General features: G+C 39.6%; 22 protein-coding genes. 20 read left to right on the plus strand and 2 right to left on the minus strand.

Going from position 1 to position 23,442, the window contains the following annotated elements; all coding sequences use genetic code 11:
• The first annotated feature begins 16 nt into the window (after positions 1 to 16).
• The 11 genes from ACFQZ9_RS18650 (at position 17) to spo0A (ending at position 11,431) form a co-directional block, all read left to right on the plus strand.
• Positions 17 to 424, plus strand: a complete 408-nt coding sequence (locus ACFQZ9_RS18650; RefSeq protein WP_026572564.1) for an Asp23/Gls24 family envelope stress response protein — start codon at positions 17 to 19, stop codon at positions 422 to 424.
• A 254-nt stretch (positions 425 to 678) separates the two neighbouring features.
• Positions 679 to 1,077 carry a transcription antitermination factor NusB gene (gene nusB, locus ACFQZ9_RS18655; RefSeq protein ID WP_198309136.1) on the plus strand — a complete coding sequence of 133 codons (399 nt, stop codon included), beginning with the start codon at positions 679 to 681 and terminating at the stop codon, positions 1,075 to 1,077.
• A 160-nt stretch (positions 1,078 to 1,237) separates the two neighbouring features.
• Entirely contained in the window at positions 1,238 to 2,596 is a 1,359-nt protein-coding gene (xseA, locus tag ACFQZ9_RS18660) for an exodeoxyribonuclease VII large subunit (protein ID WP_498945186.1), read from the plus strand.
• Positions 2,586 to 2,819, plus strand: a complete 234-nt coding sequence (locus ACFQZ9_RS18665) for an exodeoxyribonuclease VII small subunit (protein WP_198309135.1) — start codon at positions 2,586 to 2,588, stop codon at positions 2,817 to 2,819. Before xseA ends, ACFQZ9_RS18665 begins: the two co-directional genes overlap by 11 nt.
• 3 nt (positions 2,820 to 2,822) lie before the next feature.
• Positions 2,823 to 3,716, plus strand: coding sequence for a polyprenyl synthetase family protein (locus ACFQZ9_RS18670; RefSeq protein WP_498944885.1), 894 nt, complete (start codon positions 2,823 to 2,825; stop codon positions 3,714 to 3,716).
• 212 nt (positions 3,717 to 3,928) lie between these two features.
• Complete coding sequence (gene dxs / locus ACFQZ9_RS18675) at positions 3,929 to 5,821, plus strand: 1-deoxy-D-xylulose-5-phosphate synthase (RefSeq protein WP_498944886.1); 1,893 nt, start codon at positions 3,929 to 3,931, stop codon at positions 5,819 to 5,821.
• A gap of 3 nt (positions 5,822 to 5,824) precedes the next feature.
• Complete coding sequence (locus ACFQZ9_RS18680; RefSeq protein ID WP_498944887.1) at positions 5,825 to 6,664, plus strand: TlyA family RNA methyltransferase; 840 nt, start codon at positions 5,825 to 5,827, stop codon at positions 6,662 to 6,664.
• 132 nt (positions 6,665 to 6,796) lie between these two features.
• Positions 6,797 to 7,246 carry a transcriptional regulator AhrC/ArgR gene (ahrC, locus tag ACFQZ9_RS18685; RefSeq protein ID WP_026572571.1) on the plus strand — a complete coding sequence of 150 codons (450 nt, stop codon included), beginning with the start codon at positions 6,797 to 6,799 and terminating at the stop codon, positions 7,244 to 7,246.
• A 15-nt stretch (positions 7,247 to 7,261) separates the two neighbouring features.
• Entirely contained in the window at positions 7,262 to 8,950 is a 1,689-nt protein-coding gene (gene recN / locus ACFQZ9_RS18690; RefSeq protein ID WP_498944888.1) for a DNA repair protein RecN, read from the plus strand.
• Between the two features lie 124 nt (positions 8,951 to 9,074).
• Entirely contained in the window at positions 9,075 to 10,364 is a 1,290-nt protein-coding gene (spoIVB, locus tag ACFQZ9_RS18695; RefSeq protein WP_498944889.1) for a SpoIVB peptidase, read from the plus strand.
• Positions 10,365 to 10,636: 272 nt separating this feature from the next.
• The gene (gene spo0A / locus ACFQZ9_RS18700) at positions 10,637 to 11,431 is read left to right on the plus strand and encodes a sporulation transcription factor Spo0A (RefSeq protein WP_198309559.1); all 795 of its coding nucleotides are present in this window, start codon (positions 10,637 to 10,639) and stop codon (positions 11,429 to 11,431) included.
• Between the two features lie 113 nt (positions 11,432 to 11,544).
• On the opposite strand, the gene ACFQZ9_RS18705 is transcribed toward spo0A, so the two are convergent.
• On the minus strand, positions 11,545 to 11,685 hold the full coding sequence (locus ACFQZ9_RS18705) for a YycC family protein (protein WP_133335711.1): 141 nt from the start codon (positions 11,683 to 11,685) through the stop codon (positions 11,545 to 11,547).
• A 42-nt stretch (positions 11,686 to 11,727) separates the two neighbouring features.
• Here ACFQZ9_RS18705 and ACFQZ9_RS18710 point away from each other — a divergent pair, with 42 nt between their 5' ends.
• Positions 11,728 to 12,456, plus strand: coding sequence for a glycerophosphodiester phosphodiesterase (locus ACFQZ9_RS18710; protein WP_498944890.1), 729 nt, complete (start codon positions 11,728 to 11,730; stop codon positions 12,454 to 12,456).
• A gap of 11 nt (positions 12,457 to 12,467) precedes the next feature.
• Here the strand turns inward: ACFQZ9_RS18710 and ACFQZ9_RS18715 are convergent, their stop codons facing one another.
• Complete coding sequence (locus ACFQZ9_RS18715) at positions 12,468 to 12,740, minus strand: DUF2627 domain-containing protein (RefSeq protein ID WP_198309130.1); 273 nt, start codon at positions 12,738 to 12,740, stop codon at positions 12,468 to 12,470.
• A 246-nt stretch (positions 12,741 to 12,986) separates the two neighbouring features.
• Between ACFQZ9_RS18715 and ACFQZ9_RS18720 the strand changes: the two genes are divergently transcribed.
• The 8 genes from ACFQZ9_RS18720 to ACFQZ9_RS18755 all read left to right on the plus strand — a co-directional run bounded on the left by ACFQZ9_RS18720 (position 12,987) and on the right by ACFQZ9_RS18755 (position 23,387).
• Positions 12,987 to 15,059, plus strand: a complete 2,073-nt coding sequence (locus tag ACFQZ9_RS18720; RefSeq protein ID WP_498944891.1) for a sigma-54 interaction domain-containing protein — start codon at positions 12,987 to 12,989, stop codon at positions 15,057 to 15,059.
• 131 nt (positions 15,060 to 15,190) lie between these two features.
• The gene (gene yqiS / locus ACFQZ9_RS18725) at positions 15,191 to 16,096 is read left to right on the plus strand and encodes a phosphate butyryltransferase (RefSeq protein ID WP_198309128.1); all 906 of its coding nucleotides are present in this window, start codon (positions 15,191 to 15,193) and stop codon (positions 16,094 to 16,096) included.
• A 28-nt stretch (positions 16,097 to 16,124) separates the two neighbouring features.
• Positions 16,125 to 17,222, plus strand: a complete 1,098-nt coding sequence (bcd, locus tag ACFQZ9_RS18730; RefSeq protein WP_133335721.1) for a branched-chain amino acid dehydrogenase — start codon at positions 16,125 to 16,127, stop codon at positions 17,220 to 17,222.
• 223 nt (positions 17,223 to 17,445) lie between these two features.
• The gene (gene buk / locus ACFQZ9_RS18735) at positions 17,446 to 18,549 is read left to right on the plus strand and encodes a butyrate kinase (protein ID WP_498944892.1); all 1,104 of its coding nucleotides are present in this window, start codon (positions 17,446 to 17,448) and stop codon (positions 18,547 to 18,549) included.
• A 20-nt stretch (positions 18,550 to 18,569) separates the two neighbouring features.
• Complete coding sequence (gene lpdA, locus ACFQZ9_RS18740) at positions 18,570 to 19,991, plus strand: dihydrolipoyl dehydrogenase (protein ID WP_498944893.1); 1,422 nt, start codon at positions 18,570 to 18,572, stop codon at positions 19,989 to 19,991.
• Between the two features lie 49 nt (positions 19,992 to 20,040).
• Complete coding sequence (locus tag ACFQZ9_RS18745; protein ID WP_498944894.1) at positions 20,041 to 21,036, plus strand: thiamine pyrophosphate-dependent dehydrogenase E1 component subunit alpha; 996 nt, start codon at positions 20,041 to 20,043, stop codon at positions 21,034 to 21,036.
• 12 nt (positions 21,037 to 21,048) lie between these two features.
• The gene (locus ACFQZ9_RS18750) at positions 21,049 to 22,032 is read left to right on the plus strand and encodes an alpha-ketoacid dehydrogenase subunit beta (protein WP_498944895.1); all 984 of its coding nucleotides are present in this window, start codon (positions 21,049 to 21,051) and stop codon (positions 22,030 to 22,032) included.
• A gap of 62 nt (positions 22,033 to 22,094) precedes the next feature.
• On the plus strand, positions 22,095 to 23,387 hold the full coding sequence (locus tag ACFQZ9_RS18755) for a dihydrolipoamide acetyltransferase family protein (protein WP_498944896.1): 1,293 nt from the start codon (positions 22,095 to 22,097) through the stop codon (positions 23,385 to 23,387).
• Positions 23,388 to 23,442 lie beyond the last annotated feature (55 nt).

Here is a 23,442-nt window from a genome sequence, read left to right on the forward strand (position 1 = left end):
TGGAGGTGTTCTAAAAATGAGTGAGTTTAGTATCTTGGAAATGGAGCAAGGAAACAACGGACTTGGTAAAGTGGAAATTGCACCGGAAGTGATTGAAGTAATTGCAGGGATTGCTGCTTCAGAGGTAGAAGGCGTAGCCTCCATGAGAGGAAACTTTGCCGCAGGTGTAGTAGAGCGGTTAGGGAAAAAGAATCATGGAAAAGGTGTTAAAGTCGAATTAACCGAATCAGGAATCAAAGTAGATGTCTATTGTGTGATGAAATTTGGGGTGTCCATTCCTGCAGTTGCACAAAAGATTCAAGATAATATCCGACAAGCCTTGTTAAATATGACCGCCTTAGATGCGGAAGAAATCAACATTCACGTAGTTGGTATCCAATTTGAAAATCAAAAAAGCGAACCAGAAATCGAACAAGAACTATAATAGCCAAAACCAAAGGAGAAATCCTTTGGTTTTTTAATTTAAGGCTGTGAAAAGGACAATGTTGATTTTTGAACAACGTTGATTGGAGCGGAAATCAACAACTATTAACAGAGCTTAATTTTAAAAAAATTTGCTCGTACAGTGCGAATCATTTTTAGTTATGCTATTATATTTTTTATGTGATTACAAACTAAAATAATGGAACATGAATGGACAGACTTTTATCAATGTCTCTAAAAGGAGTTAACTGTATAATGAAAAGAAGAACAGCTAGAGAAAAGGCATTACAAGCCCTTTTCCAAATCGATGTAAGCAATGTGGACCCGGAATCGGCAATCGAACATGTTTTGGACGGGGAAACGAATGACGACTATTTAAACAAACTTGTTTTAGGAGTCGTAGAACAAAAAAATACGATTGATCAATTGATTAAAGAAAACTTAGAAAAGTGGACATTAGACCGCGTGGCTGTTGTTGACCGAAACCTACTGAGAATCGCTGTATACGAATTAAACTTTGCACGAAACGAAGTTCCGGAAAATGTCATTTTAGATGAAGCAATTGAAATCTCAAAAATTTACGGTGATGAACAATCAAGCCGCTTTATCAATGGCGTTCTTTCAAAAGTGAAAGAAAAGCTTCCGAATGAATAAGTTTACAAAACAAAGTAAATAAAAGAATATACCCAATGGTCCTTATCTTTCATGTATATTTTCCTTCATTTCCCGTAGATTGCGGACAAAATGGAGAACTATATATATAATGGGTAAGGACAGTTTTATGGTTATGTTAAAAACTCTAAAGGAGTTAGCTATGCAGGAGCAAAGGTACTTATCAGTTAATGCCTTAACCAAATACATAAAAAGAAAATTTGATGCTGATCCCCATTTACAGGATGTTCATGTTCGCGGTGAAATTTCGAATTTTAAGCAGCATTCAAGCGGACACATGTACCTTACTTTAAAAGATGAAAAAGCACGCATTCTGGCTGTTATGTTTTCTAGCCATTCAAGAGCGATGAAATTTTCACCTGAAAACGGGATGAAGGTTATTGTAAAAGGGGACATATCTGTCTATGAACCAAGCGGACAATATCAAATTTATATAAAGGAAATGCGGCCTGACGGTATTGGAGAACTATTTTTAGCCTATGAACAGCTGAAGAAAAGGCTTGAATCGGAAGGATTATTTGCAATAGATAAAAAAAGGCCGATTCCAGCCTATCCAAAAACGGTTGGGGTCATCACCTCCCAAACAGGAGCGGCCATCAGGGATATTATTACCACCATAAAAAGGCGTTATCCCATAGTCAAAATCCTTGTTTTTCCAGCGCTTGTACAAGGTGAAAACGCTGCACCCTCGATTGCTGGAGCGATTGAAAAAGCAAATAAACTCGAAGCGATTGATGTACTCATTGTCGGCCGTGGCGGAGGTTCGATTGAGGAGCTATGGGCCTTTAATGAAGAATTAGTTGCCCGGGCGATTTATGCTTCTTCTATACCGGTTATCTCTGCTGTAGGACATGAAACGGATTTTACCATCGCAGATTTTGTGGCCGACCTGCGCGCACCTACACCAACGGCTGCTGCGGAACTCGCAGTCCCTCATATTGAGGAGCTTATGGAAAGGGTTCTGCAGCGTCAAACCCGGCTTTTAAGAGCAATGAATGAAAAATTCCGGACAGAAAAGCAGCGTTTTTCTCGTGTGCAAAAATCCTACGCTTTTCGATATCCACTTCGACTTTATGAACAAAAGCTGGAGCAAGTGGATAAATTAACGGAATCGCTTGAACGTGGTCTTACCCGTCTGTCAGCATTAAAATCAGGACAATACGAAACGGTTTATAAGAGACTGCAGCTAAAATCTCCGAAAGTATTAGTACTGGAAGCGGAAAAACAATTTAACCGGACACAAAAAGAAATCAATCGAGCGATGATGCAAATCTTAATGAAAAAACAAACAGAATTTGATCGAATGATTTCAACATTAAAAGCTTTAAGCCCTTTAAAAATAATGGAACGGGGTTATAGTCTTGTTTATACAGATGACAACAGACTGGTTAAGAGTGTTCATCAGGTAAATAAAGATGAATCAGTTGAAATCCAATTAGCGGATGGAAGTTTAGTTTGTAAGGTTGAGGATAAGAGGGAGAGTGAAAAAAGTGGTGAATGAAAAACAATTATCCTTTGAAGAAGCAATGAATAAATTAGAGCAAATTGTGGATAGGCTTGAAGAAGGAGATGTTCCGTTAGAAGAGGCCATTCTTATTTATAAAGAGGGAATGGAACTCTCTAAGTTATGTCACGACAAATTAAAAAATGTTGAAGAACAATTAACACAGATCATTACGGAGGATGGGCGAACGGAAAATTTTTCAATCAAAGAGGAGGAATAAATTGTGGGAAATCGGTTACTCGATGAATTTGCAAATGAATATAAAAATCTGCTTGAAGCGGAACTCCGCAAATTAGTTGACTGGCTTGAAGCACCCCCTATCATAAAAAAGGCAATGCACTATTCCCTCGAAGCTGGAGGAAAGAGGATTCGTCCGCTATTATTATTTGCAACTCTCGCTGCATTTGACAATGACCCGAAAAAAGGGCTGCTAGCTGCAGCAGCTGTTGAAATGGTTCATACCTATTCCTTAATCCATGATGATCTGCCAAGTATGGATGATGATGATTATAGGCGCGGTAAACTGACTAATCATAAGGTTTTTGGTGAGGCTACTGCGATTTTGGCAGGGGATGCTCTTTTAACCTATAGCTTTGAAGTATTGGGAATGATTCCAAATGAAGCGGCCAGTTCAGATACAAAATTAAAATTGATGGTTGAGTTTGCGAAAGCAGCGGGAGCGGAAGGCATGGTAGGCGGGCAAGTCGCTGATATGGAAGGGGAAAATAAAGAGCTTTCTCTTGAAGAACTGGAGTATATACATATTCATAAAACAGGTAAGCTTTTAGGCTTCAGTGTTCATGCTGGTGCATTACTTGCACAAGCAGACGAGGATCAATTGGAGAATTTGAGAGCTTTTGCGCATCATCTTGGATTGGCGTTTCAAATTCAGGACGATATTTTGGACTTAGAAGGTAATCCGGAATTACTAGGCAAACCGGTCGGAAGTGATACGTCCAACCATAAAAGCACATATCCACAATTATTAACAATGGATGGGGCAAAAAAGGCATTGCATCATCATATTGACGAGTCGAAGCGTTACTTGGAACGAACGGGCTTGAATACATCCCTTCTTATTGAAATAACCGATTTAGTGGCTTCTAGAGACCATTAAAAAGCGGAGATGCTGCAGCAGCATCGTGAGTCGTTATAGGTATTTGAGGCATTCTTTTCGTTATGATATAATGTGTTTTAATGAAGAAAACGTTGACAATGCCGTTATCACTTGTGTGTTAGCGGCTATTTTTAAATAGTTGAAAATTTCTAGTGAAAACAAACCTTACTAAAATGTTTAGATAGAAAAAGGATGAAAGTGAGTGGTCCCAAATGGATCTGTTATCAATTAAAGACCCTTCCTTTTTAAAAGGGATGTCAAATAAAGAATTGGAGGTTTTGAGTCAAGAAATTCGCCAATTCTTGATTGAAAAGCTGTCTGTTACGGGAGGCCATATTGGACCGAATTTAGGTGTAGTTGAATTAACCATTGCATTACACAAATGCTTCGATAGTCCTAAAGATAAACTTATTTGGGATGTCGGACATCAGTCCTATGTTCATAAAATTTTAACCGGCAGGGCATGTGATTTCGATACATTAAGACAATTTAAAGGATTATGTGGATTCCCTAAGCGTGTGGAAAGTGAACATGATGTTTGGGAAACCGGGCATAGTTCGACATCACTTTCTGCCGCTATGGGTATGGCGATTGCTCGCGATTTAAAAAAGGAAAAATCGTTTGTAGTACCGGTGATTGGGGACGGCGCATTAACAGGCGGTATGGCCTTAGAGGCGTTAAATCATATTGGCCACGAAAAGAAAGATATGATTGTTATTTTGAACGATAATGAAATGTCCATTGCACCGAATGTTGGTGCACTTCACAATATTCTTGGACAATTACGCACAGCTGGAAAATATCAATGGGCTAAGGACGAACTTGAAGGATTATTGAAAAAGATTCCTGCTGTTGGCGGTGTACTTGCGGCAACTGCCGAAAGAATTAAAGACAGCTTAAAATATTTGCTTGTATCTGGAGTGTTTTTTGAAGAACTCGGCTTTACCTATCTGGGTCCAGTCGATGGTCATAGCTTTGAAGATTTATTCGATAATTTTAGTTATGCTAAAAAAACAGAGGGACCAGTCCTTCTCCATGTGATTACAAAAAAAGGGAAAGGGTATACCCCTGCAGAACGAGATACAAAAGGGACTTGGCATGGAACTGGCCCATATAAAATGGACACTGGAGCGTTTGTCAAACCGGACAAAGCACCTCCGGCATGGAGCAGCTTGGTCAGTGAAACGGTGCGTAAGCTGGCACGGGAAGATAAAAGAATTGTGGCAATTACCCCGGCAATGCCTGTTGGGTCCAAACTGGAAGGATTTGCAAGTGAATTCCCTGAACGGATGTATGATGTGGGAATCGCCGAGCAGCATGCCGCAACAGTTGCTGCAGGATTGGCAACACAAAATATGAAGCCTTTTTTAGCAATCTATTCGACCTTTTTACAGCGTGCTTATGATCAAGTGGTTCATGATATTTGTCGTCAAAACTTAAATGTTTTTATTGGAATAGATCGCGCTGGTCTTGTTGGTGCAGATGGCGAGACACATCAAGGTGTCTTTGATATTGCCTTTTTAAGGCATGTTCCGAACATTGTTTTGATGATGCCAAAGGATGAAAATGAAGGCCAGCACATGGTTTATACAGCACTTCAATATGATAATGGCCCAATTGCTATGAGGTTCCCGCGTGGAAATGGTCTAGGCGTACCGATGGATGAACAATTTAAGAATATCCCGATTGGAACGTGGGAGGTACTAAAGGAAGGCGATGATGCGGCGATATTAACCTTTGGTACAACAATTCCTATGGCAATGGAGGCTGCGGATAATCTTGAAAAACAAGGAATTTCAGTTAATGTAGTCAATGCAAGATTTATAAAACCTCTTGATGAAAAAATACTGACAAATTTATTAGATAAAAATATACCGTTGTTAACAATAGAAGAAGCAGTACTTCAAGGTGGTTTTGGCAGTGCAGTACTTGAATTCGCTCATGACCATGGTTATTACAGTCACGTAATTGATAGGATTGGAATTCCGGATCAATTTATTGAACATGGAGATGTTGGTTCCCTGCTTGAGGAAATCGGCATGACTACCAAGGAAGTCGTTAAAAGATTAACCATTCTGGCACGAAAAAAACAACAAAGGGCTTAGATCATGAAAAATAAAGAACGAATAGATGTTTTACTGGTCGAAAGAGGACTTATAGAAACACGGGAAAAAGCAAAAAGAGCAGTTATGGCCGGTCTTGTTTATACAAATGAGGAACGCTTAGATAAACCCGGGGAAAAAGTAAACACAGATATCCCACTTACGGTTAAGGGAAACCTTATTCCTTATGTAAGCCGCGGAGGATTAAAACTTGAAAAGGCCCTGAAAGTATTTGATGTTTCAGTTGTGGATAAGATTTTATTGGATATTGGTGCATCTACAGGTGGATTTACTGATTGTGCCCTGCAAAACGGAGCAAAAATGTCCTATGCGCTGGATGTTGGTTATAACCAGTTAGCGTGGAAACTCCGGCAGGATGACCGTGTGGTCGTAATGGAGAGAACAAATTTCCGCTATGTGACTCCGGCGGATTTAATAGCAGGAATGCCGAATTTTGCAACCATCGATGTATCATTTATTTCGTTGACCTTGATTTTGCCAGTGCTCAAAACTCTCTTAGTACCTCAAAGTGATATCATTGCACTTGTTAAACCGCAATTTGAGGCAGGACGGGAGCAAGTTGGCAAAAAGGGAATTGTTCGCGATGAAAAGGTCCATTTGCAGGTTGTAACCAAAATCATTAATTTTTCACTTGAGCAAGGGTATCGGGTTAAAAATTTATCTTTTTCACCTATTACTGGAGGAGACGGGAATATTGAATTCCTTCTTCATCTTTCCTGGTGGGGAGAGGAAAACAAAGAAAATACCCATTTACCTGTGGACCCTTCAAAGGTTGTTAAACTTGCACATCAGGAATTCCATACAAAGCAAACGGGTGAAGGATAGGCAATATACGCTTATCCTTCTGTTTTTGGGAAAATAAATGACAACTCTTACAAAATCGGCTAACATAAGGGTAGAAGCGACATTTTTGTACATAATATTTAAATGGTTTTTACTGTTTATGGGGTGAAAAATATGAATAAAGGTCAGCGCCATATTAAAATTAGGGAAATTATTGCCAATAATGACATTGAAACACAGGATGATTTAGTGGATGAACTAAGAAATTCGGGCGTCAATGTAACACAGGCCACTGTTTCCCGTGATATAAAAGAATTGCATTTGGTGAAAGTCCCGTTGCTGGATGGCCGTTACAAATACAGCCTTCCTGCTGATCAACGATTTAATCCGCTTCAAAAACTAAAAAGATCCTTAATGGATGCTTTTATTCGAATTGACTCGGCTGGACATTTACTGGTGATGAAGTGTTTACCTGGTAATGCAATGGCTATTGGGGCACTTTTAGACAATCTTGATTGGGATGAGGTACTGGGAACCATCTGTGGAGATGATACCATTTTAATAATTTGCCGAACACCTGAACAAACAGAAATCATTACAAACAGGTTTCTTGATATGCTTTAATTGGGGGAATGTTCCTTGTTATCAGAACTATCGATAAAAAACTTTGCCATTATCGAAGCCTCTTCCATTTCATTTGAAAAAGGCCTGACGGTGTTAACTGGTGAGACAGGAGCAGGAAAATCCATCATCATTGATGCGATACATTTATTGGTTGGCGGGAGAGGTTCTGCAGAATTCGTACGGCATGGTGAAGAAAAGGCTGAGATTGAAGGACTTTTTCAATTAGATCATGATGGGCATCCTTGCTATTTAAAGGCAATGGAGTTTGGGATTGATATTGAAGAAGGGATGGTAGTTTTACGGAGGGATATCTCTTGTTCCGGAAAAAGCGTTTGCAGGATAAATGGAAAGCTTGTGACGATTTCTACTTTAAGAGAAATCGGTTCGACATTGATTGATATCCATGGACAACATGAGCACCAAGAATTAATGGATGAAACCAAGCATTTATCATTGCTTGATCAATTCGGCTCCGAGGAAATCCTTTCCTCCCTCCGTGAGTACCAGGAAGTATTCCATCGATATGAACACACTTTACAAAAGCTAAAGGCGTTAAGTGAAAATGAGCAGCAGGCAGCACACCGTCTTGATTTAATTCAATTTCAATTGAACGAAATTCAAAATGCCAATTTAAAGCTTAATGAAGATGATGAGTTACTTGAGGAAAAACGGAAGCTTGGAAACTTTGAACGGGTTTTCGAAGCGATACAATCCAGTTATTCAGCCTTAAGTGGTGAACAAAAGGGCTTGGATTGGATTAGTATGGTAATGGGGCATCTGGAGGATGCAGCAGGGCTAGACACAGAATACAAAGATTTATATGAGGCAGTTTCAAACAGCTTCTATCAGCTTGAGGATGCTGCACATGCATTAAGAAATGAATTGGATGAATTGGAATACGATCCGCAAAGATTAAATGAAATCGAAGACAGATTAAATGAAATAAACCAGTTGAAACGAAAATATGGAAAGACAATCCAGGAAATTTTAGAATATGCAGCGAAAATTGAAGAAGAAATTGAAACATTACAAAATAAAGAAACACATATTAACAAATTAGAAAAAGAATTAGCCTCTATCCAAAAGGATTTAGTTCTTGAAGCAAAGCAATTAACTGAGCTTCGTAAAAAATATGCGGAAAAGCTGACAAAGCTTATACATAAGGAACTAAAGGATTTATATATGGCAAAAACGATTTTTGAAATTCGCTTTGAGAAGGATATAAAGCATTTTGCAAAAAATGGTGCCGACCATATCGAATTTTATCTTTCGACAAATCCCGGGGAACCGCTTAAACCATTATCGAAAATTGCTTCCGGGGGAGAACTTTCACGAATTATGCTTGCCTTAAAGAGTATCTTTTCAAAACATCAAGGTGTCACGTCAATTATATTTGATGAAGTGGATACAGGAGTTAGCGGCAGGGTCGCACAGGCAATAGCTGAAAAAATTTATAAAGTCGCACATTCATCGCAGGTTTTATGTATCTCCCATCTACCGCAGGTTGCTGCTATGGCTGACACCCATTTGTTTATTTCGAAGGTTACGAAGGGTGGCAGGACCAAGACATCTGTGACACCGCTTAAAGCCGAAGAAAAAATAAAAGAAATCGGAAGGATGATTTCCGGAGTCGAAATCACCGACCTCACAAAGAAACATGCTGAGGAATTATTGTTAATGGCTGCAAAAAATAAGAAAAATTGAAAAGCTTCCCAATAGGGGGAGCTTTTTTATATTGAAGGAAGGTTATAAATGCTTGTCAACGAGGCAAAATTATAGATGTAGCCATTTCGAAGTTGTGGACAAGAAGCGAGGAGAGTGAAAAGATTTGAATTTAGATATAATTAGAAAAATCATTGGTGGAATTCTCCTTGTTTCATTAATCAGTTTTATTTTCAATCAACCGCTTAAACAATACCTCGAAATACCAAAGACAATCACTGTCTTTGAAGGGCAAGATTATAATTTTCAAAAGGCTGCTCCGGTGTCAGCCGCTTTAGTTTCTCACAATTCAAGTATCGCACTTGCACAGGATAAACATTCAGTTTCTTTAAAGGCAAAGGAAAAAGGCAGTAATGAAATGCTTTTAGAGTTTGCAGGAATCCCCATTAAAAAGGTCGATGTAAAGGTTTTAAAAGATTTTCGAGTAATTCCAGGTGGTCAGTCAATTGGCGTGAAACTAAATACCGTAGGTGTCTTAGTGGTCGGGCATCATTTAGTGAATACGTTAAATGGAAAAAAATCTCCTGGTGAAATGGCTGGTATTAAAGTTGGAGATATTATTACAAAAATTAATGGAACTAAAATTGAAAAAATGGCAGATGTTGCACCATTTGTACAGGATGCAGGAGAAAATGGTAAAGCTTTAAACTTGGTGATCAGCCGTGAAAGCGGTAAATTTACGACAAAACTTACCCCCTTAAAGGACAAAGGGGAAAACACATACAAACTGGGATTATATATTAGGGACTCGGCAGCAGGAATCGGAACGATGACCTTTGTTCATCCAGATTCCAAAAAATATGGTGCATTAGGACATGTGATTTCAGATATGGATACGAAAAAGCCAATCGTGGTGGAAGACGGTCAGATTGTCCGTTCAACCGTTACGTCGATTGAAAAAGGTAGTAACGGAGACCCTGGTGAAAAACTTGCACGTTTTTCTTCAGACCATGAAATTGTTGGGAATATACAAAAGAATAGCCCATTTGGCATTTTTGGGAAATTAAATAAACCGTTGAAAAATGGTATAATGGATAAGCCATTGCCAATTGCATTATCGAATCAAGTAAAAGAAGGCCCTGCAAAAATTTTGACAGTTGTTAATAATGATCAGGTTGAAGAATTTGATATTGAAATTGTGAACACAATTCCGCAAAAGTTTCCAGCAACAAAAGGCATGGTCATAAAAGTAACGGATCCAAAGCTTCTAGAAAAAACAGGCGGAATTGTTCAAGGGATGAGTGGAAGTCCAATTATCCAGAATGGGAAGCTTGTCGGTGCTGTAACCCATGTTTTTGTAAACGATCCTACCTCTGGATACGGAGTGCATATAGAATGGATGCTGGATGAAGCAGGAATTAACATATATGATACACCGAAAGAAAAAGCAAGCTAAAAAGCAGAAGTGCCTTGGCGTAAAGTTGATAATAAAAAACAAATAGGCGGTTTCGCCTATTTGTTTTTTACGAGTTTAAAGATTTTTCGACAAAAAGGCGAAATTCGTCGAAAATAAGAGAAAAATTAAGAAAAACTGAGATTTCCTCACTATTTTAAGAAATATTAAAAAAAGGAAAGGAATTTTAGTTGCATTGTCGAATTTCTAATTTACAATAGAAAATAGAGACTACAGATGGAACTTACCAATTGGATTTGAGGAGGAATACGGTGTTGAAGAAAATAAAGGTGTGCGTCGTTGATGATAATAGGGAATTAGTTGGATTATTAGAGGAATATATTTCATCCCAGGAAGATATGGAAGTTGCAGGGATTGCTCATAATGGTCAAGAATGTTTAGATTTATTGGGGTCAGTAGATCCTGACGTACTAGTATTAGATATTATTATGCCCCATTTGGATGGTTTAGCTGTTTTAGAACGCCTTCGTGATTTAAAGAAAGGTGCCTTGCCAAATGTGATCATGTTAACTGCCTTTGGTCAGGAGGATGTTACCAAGAAGGCCGTTGAACTGGGGGCATCTTATTTTATTTTAAAGCCTTTTGATATGGAAAACCTGGGTAACCACATTCGTCAAGTCAGCGGCAGAAATGCTGCGATAACAAGAAAAGCACCTCCTTCTTCAGCTTACCGTGTGCAAGCGGAACAAAAGCCAAAAAACCTTGATGCCAGCATTACGAGCATTATCCATGAAATCGGTGTACCTGCCCATATTAAAGGGTATTTGTATTTACGTGAAGCGATTTCCATGGTCTATAATGACATTGAACTTTTAGGATCGATTACAAAGGTCTTATATCCTGATATTGCCAAAAAATATAACACGACAGCCAGCCGTGTTGAGCGTGCGATTCGTCATGCCATTGAAGTAGCGTGGAGCCGTGGAAACATTGACTCCATTTCATCACTTTTTGGCTATACTGTCAGCATGTCAAAAGCAAAACCAACCAACTCTGAATTTATTGCGATGGTAGCAGATAAGTTGCGATTAGAGCATATGGCTTCATGAAACGTTTAAAACTATAAATAAAAGCCTTCATTTATTGAAAATGAGGGCTTTTTTCGTTCTTATATGGTGGTTATCAAAATTTTAATGCATATGATAGGACTGTAGATTAAAAATTACTTTTTTTGCTCCTTGTCCAATTCCATTAATTTTTGGATAAGGATATGCTGTGGCATATGCATAATTTGTTCAATGGGAACGTTTAATTTTTCCGAAAGTTTAATCGCTGTTTCAGGGGTTATTTGTAAAGGTTTCATATAAAATTCCTCCAATTTAATAAGTAGTTAGGAAGTGACGGCATGACAGAAATTTTTGCTCACCGTGGTTATTCCTCCCTATTCGCAGAAAATACCATGAGTGCCTTTTATGAAGCGGAAAAGGCAGGAGCGGATGGGTTAGAACTCGATGTACAATTGACAAAAGATGGTGAACTCGTCGTCATCCACGATGAAAAGGTGAACAGGACCACTAGTGGAAACGGGTTTGTAAAAGATTTTTTATTTAAAGATATTCGAAAGCTCAACGCCAATAAAAAAGGCATAAAAAAAGAAACCATTCCATCCTTAATCGAGGTTCTTGAATGGATGCAGACAAATACGCTGCTATGTAATATCGAATTAAAAAATGGTCTTATTGCCTACGAAGGCATGGAGGAAAAAGTAATTGAGCTTATCCAAAATTACGGCTTAACGGATAGAATCATTATTTCCTCTTTTAATCATTACAGTATTGTTCATTGTTACAGGCTGGGCCCGGAAATTGAAACCGCTCCGCTCTTTTTAGAAGGACTATTTATGCCATGGGTTTATGCACAATCCATCAGAGCAAAAGGGATCCATCCTAAGTATTCAACTCTCAGTGATGAAATCATTACAAGGACAATGGAGAATGAAATTGCCGTAAGGCCTTATACTGTTAATAATGATGCTGATCTTCATCGGTTATTTAGGATTAACTGTACATCCGTCATTACCGATGACCCTGTCAAGGCGTTGAGAATAAGAAAACAGTATGAAAAGAGACCCTAAGCGGTCTCTTTTTAGTTGGGTTTTTTACCGTCGTTAGACCGTGGGTTTCCAGGACCTCTGAAACGTGATTGAACTTTGTTTCTTTTGCGGTCACGATGAAAAATAAATCCCGCAACAAACCCTAAACCGCCAAGAAAGAGTATGAGTCCGATCAAAAATTGCAGAGATAAATAGGGAATAGGCGGCTGCAGGATTCCAAAGGTCATATCACGCATTAGCTTAATACCGAAAGCAGCTAAGAAACCCGGAATCAATAATATAATCAGTGCAATAATCCGCTGCATAATAAATTCCTTCCGAATTTTAATTGAAAGGCTGTGTTAAAGTACATAAATGTTGATTGGAGCGAAAATCAACAACTAAGTTTAACAGAGCCAATTGAAAAGAAAAAGCTTCTCACGAAAATAATAGTACAATGAATATATTTGTCAAGCTGAACCATTCACTATACAATAAATATGAAAAAAATTGCATGACTCACTATGAGCATATGAAAAAAGTTTCCTGATTTAAAGAATGGAGGCTAGAAAATGCAAAATGTAATGATTGTCGGAGCCGGAAAAGGTGGAACGGCGATTTTAAAAATTTTAAAAGAAACAGAGGTTTTAAATGTAAAGGCAGTTGTTGACCGAAATACAGATGCACCTGGTATCCAATTGGCACAAAAAGAAGGAATTAAAACGGGAACGGACTGGCATCCCTTTTTATCTAAAAACATCGATATAATTATTGAGGTTACAGGTGATGAGACTACATTTCACGAAATAAGGCGGACAAAACCAAGTAGTACGATTTTAATTCCCGGAAGTGTTGCTTTCCTCGTTTCAAAACTAATGGAAGAAAAGGAAGATCTGGTAAAAAGGCATCAAAATGATTCCTATCAACAAGAGTTGATTTTTAACTCCACAAATGATGGGATGGCGGTAATTGATAAAAACGGTATGGTCATTCTCTTTAATCGTCGAGCGGAAGAAATGATGGGAGTAAAAAAAGAGAATGCGGTAGGAAAATATGTCTGTGAAGTGATACCGGAAAGCAGGCTCCCTCATATATTAGAGACGAGAAGAATTGAAGCAAACCAAGAGATGGTTTTAGGTAATGGACGAAAAATTATTACAACAAGGATTCCGATCATTGAAGAAAATGGCACACTCATGGGTGCTTTTGCCGTGTTTAAAGATACCACGGAAGTTGTTAACTTAGCGGAAGAAATTACGAATTTAAAAGAAATTCAAACGATGCTGCAAGCGATTATCCAATCCAGTGATGAAGCGATATCCGTTGTCGATGAAGAGGGCCGGGGGATCCTTATTAATCGGGCCTATACCCGTTTAACCGGACTGACAGAAGAACAGGTAATTGGACAGCCTGCGACGACCGATATCTCAGAAGGTGAAAGCATGCATATGAAGGTTTTACAGACGAGAAGAGCTGTCCGCGGCGTCGCTATGAGGGTTGGGCCAAGCAAGAAGGAAGTAATCGTTAATGTCGCACCGGTAATTGTAAAGGGAAAACTTAAGGGCAGTGTGGGTGTTATTCATGATATGTCTGAAATTAAATCTCTGAGCAGGGAGTTGCATCGTGCACGGCAAATCATCCGAACACTTGAAGCAAAATATACCTTCGAGGATATTATCGGAAAGTCTGAGGAAATGCTGCTGGCAATTGAGCAGGCGAAGCTCGGGGCAAAAACTCCTGCTACTGTCCTTCTTCGCGGCGAATCCGGAACGGGGAAAGAATTATTTGCCCACGCAATTCACAATGCAAGCGACAGAAAATACAACAAATTTATTCGTGTTAATTGTGCAGCTATATCGGAATCTTTGTTAGAAAGTGAATTGTTCGGTTATGAAGAAGGAGCATTTTCCGGGGCGAAGAGAGGCGGGAAAACAGGGTTTTTCGAAGAGGCAAACAACGGAAGTATTTTTCTTGATGAAATTGGTGAACTTCCGGCAAATACTCAGGCAAAGCTGCTCCGGGTTTTACAGGAAAATGAAATCATCCGCGTTGGCGGAACGAAGCCTGTTGCGATTAATGTCCGGGTCATTGCTGCAACCAATGTGAACCTTGAAAAAGGGATTGCTAAGGGTACTTTTAGGGAAGACTTATACTATCGTTTAAATCGAATGCCGATACATATTCCCCCGCTTAAAAGAAGAAAAGAGGAAATCCCTTTATTATGCCATCGGCTTATTCAAAAAATTAATCGTGATTATGGACGGAATGTTGAAGGAGTAACAGAGGCTGCGATGGCAGGGCTAGTGGAGTATGATTGGCCGGGAAATGTAAGAGAACTAGAAAATATCCTAGGGCGGGCCATTATTTTTATGAAATTTAACGAATTCTATATCGATGTAAAACACCTGCCGGAACTTAACGATAATAAATCGATTAGCAGGGAATTAGGGACATTAAAGAATTTTGATTTTCGAGAACGGCCGTTATCAGCAATGGTCGAAGAATATGAAGCAAAGATCATCCGCGATACACTTAATCGTTTAAACGGAAACAAAACGTTAACAGCTAAAACACTTGGTTTATCTGTTCGAAATTTATATTACAAACTTGAAAAGTATAAACTTGAAAATAACGGCATGCAGTAAATTTCATAGTATGAAAAAAGCTGCAGGCGCAAAACCAGTAAAATAAAGCGCTTACAAGGACTTTTGTTGGCATGAATCTTGCTAGTTAATTTATTGGAATTTGATTTTGCTGTGGAAGGGTTGATGACAACTTGTTGCTGGATTCACTAATTGACAGAGCAACCCAACTTAAAAAGAATACTGTTGCTGTCGCAGTAGCGGAAGATATCGTTGTTATAAAAGCAGTTCTGGATGCAATTGAACGAAATCTTGCTCATTTTATTTTATTTGGAAATCAGGGAATCATTAATCGAATGATTGAGGTTGAACAAAACAAAGTAAATCCGGTGAAAAGCCTCAGAATCGTTCATGCGGACACAAATGAATTAGCTGCCCAATTAGCCGTTAAGGCGGTTTCAAATAAAGAAGCGGATGTACTAATGAAAGGGAATATCCCGACGAATGTTCTTCTAAAGGCTGTATTGAATAAAGAATATGGTCTAAGAACAGGAAATATTCTTTCGCATGTTGCTGTATTTGAAATCCCTAATCGGGACCGTTTTACAATCGTAACAGATTCGGGCATGAACATTAACCCGGATTTGGAGCAAAAGGCACAAATCATTAGAAATGCTGTTGCGGTTGCTAAAGGAATTGGAATTGAAACGCCAAAGGTAGCACCAATTGCTGCCGTTGAAGTGGTTAATCCCGCTATGCAGGCGACTGTGGATGCAGCGGCATTAACGGTGATGAACAAGCGCGGGCAAATCGATGGCTGCATCGTTGACGGTCCGCTTGCATTGGATAATGCTGTTTCGATCTTAGCTGCCGAACATAAGGGTATTCAAAGTGAAGTAGCGGGCAAAGCCGATATATTAGTCGTTCCTGCCATTGAGGTTGGAAACGTATTGTATAAATCGTTAGTTTATTTCGCCAATGCAAAGGTTGGTGCTGTAATTGCCGGTGCTAAAGCGCCGATTGTGTTAACTTCTAGAGCCGACTCCGCAGAGAGCAAGTTGTATTCTCTTGCATTAGCAATATGTTCTGTGGCAAACTAGTTTTTTCATTATTAGGAGGAATATTAAAATGGAAATTTTCAAGTATTTAGAAAAATATGATTACGAGCAATTGGTTTTTTGTCAGGATAAATCTTCGGGATTAAAAGCAATTATTGCAATTCATGATACAACCTTAGGACCGGCATTAGGCGGAACGCGTATGTGGACATATGAATCTGAAGAGGCCGCGATTGAAGACGCATTAAGATTGGCGAAAGGAATGACCTATAAAAATGCTGCGGCAGGTTTAAATCTTGGTGGTGGCAAAACGGTAATCATAGGCGACCCTCGTAAGGATAAAAATGAAGAAATGTTCCGCGCTTTTGGACGTTATATTCAAGGGCTAAATGGAAGATATATAACAGCTGAAGATGTAGGTACCACTGTGGCGGATATGGATTTAATCCATGAAGAAACGGATTATGTTACAGGGATTTCCCCGGCATTTGGATCATCTGGAAATCCATCCCCTGTAACCGCGTATGGTGTTTATTTAGGAATGAAAGCGGCAGCCAAAGAGGCATTTGGCACAGACTCACTAGAAGGAAAAGTAGTAGCTGTCCAAGGCGTTGGAAATGTAGCTTATACGCTTTGTAAACATTTGCATGAAGAAGGCGCGCAACTGATTGTGACAGATATTAATAAGGAAGCGGTCGGGCGTGCAGTGGAAGACTTTGGTGCGCGTGCTGTCGACCCAAATGAAATTTACGGTGTGGAATGCGATATTTATGCGCCATGCGCTCTTGGAGCAACAATCAATGATGACACAATTCCGCAGTTGAAGGCAAAAGTAATCGCTGGTTCTGCGAACAATCAATTAAAAGATACACGTCATGGAGACATCATTCATGAAATGGGTATTGTATACGCTCCGGATTATGTAATAAATGCTGGTGGTGTAATCAACGTAGCCGATGAGCTTTATGGATATAATCATGAACGTGCCCTGAAAAAGGTTGAACAGCTTTACACAAGTATTGAAAGAATCATTGAAATTTCAAAGCGTGATGGAATCCCAACCTATCTTGCAGCAGATCGCATGGTAGAGGAACGGATTGAAAGAATGCGCAATTCCCGCAGTCAATTCCTTCAAAATGGACATCATATTTTAAGCCGTAGAAAATAAAAAATTGCAATAAAATTAGAGCGCTGAATGAAAATTCAGCGCTTTCCTAGGTAGTGATTTACCTCATATTGTTTAAAATTTGATCATTTTAGAAATTACTTTAAGTATAGTGACCACTCAATTATTGAACATTACTTAGTTGAATAAGTGGGGTAAATCGACGGAAAAATTTTATGAAAGTTACCGTCTTAATCTTTCGATAAACCAAATTGGGGGTCAAAACGTGCAAGAAAGAGAATATCGAATACTTATCATCAACCCTGGCTCTACTTCTACTAAGATAGGGGTTTTCGATAATGAAATTTCCATCTTGGAAAAAACGATTCGCCACGAAGCTGAAAAAATAAATTCTTACCCAAATATCATAGATCAATATGAATTCAGGAAAAACACCATCTTAGAAACATTGGACCAAGAAGGTATTAATATTTCAAAATTGTCTGCGGTTTGTGGGCGGGGAGGATTGCTTCGTCCGATCGAAGGCGGAACCTATACAGTTAATGACAAAATGTTGACGGATTTAAGAAATGGGTATTCTGGACAACACGCATCCAATTTAGGTGGTATAATAGCATATGAAATAGCATCTGGTCTTAATATCCCGTCCTATATTGTGGACCCAGTAGTTGTCGATGAACTTGACCCGATTGCAAGGATATCCGGTTTCCCATTAATTGAACGAAAAAGTATTTTTCATGCGTTGAATCAAAAAGCTGTTGCAAGAAGAGTAGCAAAGGAATTAGGTAAAAAATACTCAGAATTAAATTTAATTGTTACCCATATGGGGGGCGGAATAACTGTCGGTGTCCATAAAATGGGTAAGGTTATTGATGTTAATAATGGTCTTCACGGTGATGGGCCTTTTAGTCCGGAACGTGCTGGAACTGTTCCAGCCGGAGATTTAATTTCCCTTTCGTTTTCTGGTGAATACTACCGGGAAGAAATCATGAAAATGCTAGTAGGGCAGGGCGGTCTAGTCGGTTACCTTGGCACAAATAACGCTGTGAAGGTAGAAGAGATGATTGAAGCCGGAAATAAAGAAGCCAAGCTTGTTTATGATGCCATGGCCTATCAGGTTGCAAAAGAAATTGGTTCAGCTAGTGCAGTACTTTCAGGTAAGGTAGATGCAATTGTTTTAACTGGCGGACTCGCTTATGGAAAAGATTTTGTACAATCGATCACCAATAGAGTGAACTGGATTGCTGATTGTATCATTCATCCTGGGGAAAATGAACTTCAAGCTTTAGCAGAAGGAGCCCTTCGCGTCTTGCGTGGCGAAGAGGAAGTTAAAATATATCCTAGTTCATTTAAAACAGCAAAAATTTAAGTAGTTGGGGAGGAAATAAAATGGCACAAGAGTATGATTTGGTTATTCTCGGGGGTGGCACTGGTGGATATGTTGCTGCAATCCGTGCCTCACAGCTAGGTTTAAAAACAGCAATTGTTGAAAAAGGAAAACTCGGTGGAACATGCTTACATAAAGGTTGTATACCAAGTAAAGCCCTGCTAAGAAGTGCAGAAGTGTATGCTACTTCAAAACATAGTGAAGACTTTGGCGTGATAACTGGCGAAGTAACTTTTAATTTTACTAAAGTTCAAGAAAGAAAAACGAAAATCATCGATACCCTTCATAAAGGAGTACAGCACTTAATGAAACAAGGGAAAATCGATGTTTATGAAGGATTAGGACGGATTTTAGGTCCTTCCATCTTTTCACCAATGCCAGGAACCATATCTGTTGAAATGAATAACGGTGAAGAAAATGAAATGCTTATCCCTAAAAATGTAATTGTTGCGACAGGTTCAAGGCCAAGAACCCTTCAAGGGCTTGAGATTGACCGCGACCAGGTCATTTCATCTGATGAAGCATTAGAACTGGAAAACTTACCATCTTCTATTATCATTGTTGGCGGCGGAGTAATTGGGATTGAATGGGCCTCAATGTTATCCGATTTTGGGGTAGACGTTACGGTGATCGAATACGCAGAACGAATTATCCCTACAGAAGATAAAGATATTTCAAAAGAAATGCAACGGTTATTGAAGAAAAAAGGAATTAAAATTGTAACGAGCGCAAAGGTCCTTCCTGAAACAATAGTGAAAGGTGAAGGTGTAGCAATCTCTGCTGAAGTAAAAGGCAGTTTAAAAGAATTTAAGGCTGAAAAACTGCTTGTTTCCGTTGGACGTCAAGCGAATACTGAAGGAATCGGGCTTGAAAATACGGAGATTCAGCTTGAAAAAGGAAATATTGTCACAAATGAATTTTACCAAACAAAGGAATCCCATATTTACGCAATTGGAGATGTTGTTGGCGGCCTTCAGCTCGCCCATGTTGCATCCCATGAAGGAATTGTTGCTGTTGAGCATATAGCAGGAAAGGATCCTTCACCCATCGATTATAACTTAATATCAAAATGTATTTATAGTAATCCTGAGGTTTCTAGTGTTGGTATTACCGAGGAGCAAGCGGAAAGTAGAGGGCATAAAGTAAAAGTGGGCAAATTTTCATTCCGTGCCATTGGTAAAGCGCTGGTTTTCGGTGAATCGGATGGATTTGTGAAAATTGTGGCCGATGAAGAGACCAATGACATTTTAGGGGTACACATGATTGGTCCTCATGTTACCGATATGATTTCAGAAGCTGGGCTTGCAATGGTATTAAATGCAACCCCATGGGAAGTGGCTCACACCATCCATCCTCACCCTACCTTGTCAGAAGCAATTGGGGAAGCTGCACTTGCAGTTGATGGCAGAGCACTACACGGTTAAACTTACGCCATTTTGGTATCAATGCGAACAATAGGGAGGTAACAAATTAATGGCTGAAAAACGACATGAGGCATTAGGTTTAAGTGATGAAAAAGTTTTAGAAATGTATGAAACAATGGTTTTAGCCCGCCGGATTGATGAGCGGATGTGGTTATTAAACCGAGCTGGGAAAATCCCATTTGTTATTTCCTGTCAAGGCCAGGAAGCGGCCCAAGTCGGGGCAGCTTTTGCACTTGATAAGGATAAAGATTATGTGCTTCCCTATTACCGGGATATGGGAGTAGTCTTAACATTTGGTATGACGACGAAGGAGCTTATGCTTTCCGGATTTGCGAAAGCAGAAGACCCTAATTCAGGAGGAAGGCAAATGCCTGGACACTTTGGACAAAAGAAAAATCGTATTGTTACAGGTTCCTCGCCTGTTACAACACAAGTACCTCATGCTGTTGGGGTTGCTTTGGCTGGGAAAATGGAAAGAAAAGACCTTGTTACGTTTGTAACATTTGGTGAAGGTTCATCCAACCAAGGGGATTTCCATGAAGGTGCAAATTTTGCCGGTGTACACAAACTTCCTGTTATTTTTATGTGTGAAAACAATAAGTATGCTATTTCCGTTCCAATTGAAAAACAATTAGCATGCGAGAAAGTTTCAGATCGTGCAATTGGCTATGGAATGCCAGGGTTCACAGTGGATGGGAACGACCCGTTAGAAGTTTATAAAGTAGTGAAAGAGGCTGCTGACCGCGGCCGCAGCGGTGCTGGACCAACCTTAATTGAAACAGTTTCCTACCGTTTGACACCACATTCCTCTGATGATGATGACCGTTCTTACCGGGCACCTGATGAGGTAGCAAAAGCCAAAACCCAGGATCCGATTATTACATTTGGTGCTTACTTAAAGGAAACGGGTGTCTTGAATGATGACTTGGAAAAAGAAATCAATGACCGTGTAATGAAACTGGTGAATGAGGCAACTGACTATGCTGAAAATGCCCCATATGCTGCACCTGAGGATGCAATGAAATACGTTTATGGGGAAATGTAAGGGGGATGTAACATGGCGGTAATTTCTTATATAGATGCGGTAACAATGGCCATTCGTGAAGAAATGGAAAGAGACCCAAAGGTGTTTGTACTTGGGGAAGATGTTGGGAAAAAGGGTGGCGTATTTAAGGCTACCCAAGGATTGTATGAACAATTTGGAGAAGAGCGGGTAATTGATACACCACTTGCTGAATCAGCCATTGCAGGAGTAGGAATCGGTGCAGCCATGTATGGTATGCGGCCGATTGCAGAAATGCAGTTTGCTGACTTTATCATGCCTGCTGTAAACCAAATTATTTCAGAGGCAGCGAAAATTCGCTATCGATCAAATAATGACTGGAATTGTCCGATTGTTATTCGTGCTCCATACGGCGGAGGGGTTCACGGTGCATTGTATCACTCTCAATCTGTTGAAGCAGTATTTGCGAATCAACCTGGATTAAAAATTGTTATGCCATCCACTCCTTATGATGTAAAAGGTTTATTAAAGGCAGCTATTCGTGATAATGACCCTGTTCTTTTCTTTGAACATAAACGGGCCTACCGTTTGATTAAAGGAGAAGTTCCGACTGATGATTATACGCTTCCAATTGGGAAAGCTGATGTGAAACGTGAAGGCGATGATATTACGGTCATTACTTATGGTCTGTGTGTTCATTTTGCCCTCCAAGCTGCCGAAAAACTGGCTAAGGACGGAATTTCAACCCATATTCTTGATTTAAGAACTGTTTACCCACTGGATAAAGAAGCGATTATTGAAGCTGCCTCCAAAACTGGGAAGGTTCTGCTCGTTACAGAGGACAATAAAGAAGGCAGTATTTTGGGGGAGGTATCTGCCATTATTGCTGAGAATTGCTTATTCGATTTAGATGCTCCTATTAAACGCTTGGCAGGACCGGAAATACCGGCCATGCCATATGCGCCGACGATGGAAAAATACTTTATGGTAAATCCTGATAAAGTTGAAAAAGCAATGAGAGAATTAGCAGAATTTTAAAGTGCAATTTTTTGGCTGAAGAATAATCCACAGTAGTAAATGCACTAAGGAGGTTTTATGCATTGGCAGTTGAACAAATAAAAATGCCTCAACTAGGTGAAAGTGTTACAGAGGGTACCATTAGTAAATGGCTTGTTTCTGTTGGGGATAAGGTAAATAAATATGATCCACTTGCAGAGGTTATGACAGATAAGGTAAATGCAGAGGTCCCATCTTCATTTACAGGGATGATTAAAGAACTAATTGCCGGAGAAGGCGACACATTGTCTGTTGGTGAAATTATTTGTACGATTGAGATAGAGGGCAGCGAAACGAATGGTGAGGCAAAAGCAAAAGCAGCTCCTGTAGAAGAAAAATCAGCCGATACGGGCAATACGGCAGCGGATAAAGGAAATGTTGGCCGATACTCACCCGCGGTCTTAAAGCTCTCTCAGGAGCATGGAATTGACTTGGCTCAAGTTCAAGGAACAGGTGCCGGGGGCAGAATTACTAGAAAAGATTTGCAAAAATTGATTGAGTCCGGGAACATACCTGCTGCATCTTCAAAGACAGAATCAATCAAGGGGTATGATATTCAGCCTTCTGCCTTGCCGGAAACGGCTCAACCTGTGCCTAAACAGGCTGCTCCTACCGTAAATGTGCCGGTTGAGACAGGAGACATTGAAATACCTGTTACGGGTGTCCGTAAAGCGATTGCGGCTAACATGCTGCGCAGTAAACACGAAGTGCCGCATGCCTGGACAATGATTGAGGTCGATGCCACAAATTTGGTAGACTTCCGCAATTCTATTAAAGATGAGTTTAAGAAAAAAGAGGGCTTCAATTTAACTTTCTTTGCTTTCTTTGTAAAAGCAGTTGCTCAGGCGTTGAAGGAATTCCCGCAAATCAACTCAATGTGGGCAGGAGATAAAATTATTCAAAAGAAAGATATAAATATTTCGATTGCCGTTGCAACTGATGATGCGTTATACGTTCCTGTTATTAAGCAGGCAGACGAAAAAACTATTAAAGGAATTGCTCGTGAAATTTCCGAGCTTGCTGTTAAGGTTAGGAACGGAAAACTAAAGTCCGATGATATGCAAGGTGGAACATTTACCGTCAACAATACCGGTTCATTCGGATCTGTTCAATCCATGGGCATTATCAATTACCCGCAGGCAGCTATACTGCAGGTTGAATCAATTGTGAAACGTCCGGTAGTCATGAATAATGGAATGATTGCCGTACGTGATATGGTGAATTTATGTATGTCTCTAGACCACCGAGTTTTAGACGGACTTGTTTGCGGAAGATTCTTACAGAGAGTAAAAGAAATACTTGAAAATATATCACAATCTACAACATCCATATATTAAAATGTGCCGCCAGTGTTTTCTGGCGGTACTTTTCTTATTGATTGTAACGTGTTAC

The sequence above is a fragment of the Neobacillus sp. GCM10027624 genome (assembly GCF_042675345.1).
GTDB classification, from domain to species: domain Bacteria; phylum Bacillota; class Bacilli; order Bacillales; family Cytobacillaceae; genus Neobacillus; species Neobacillus cucumis_D.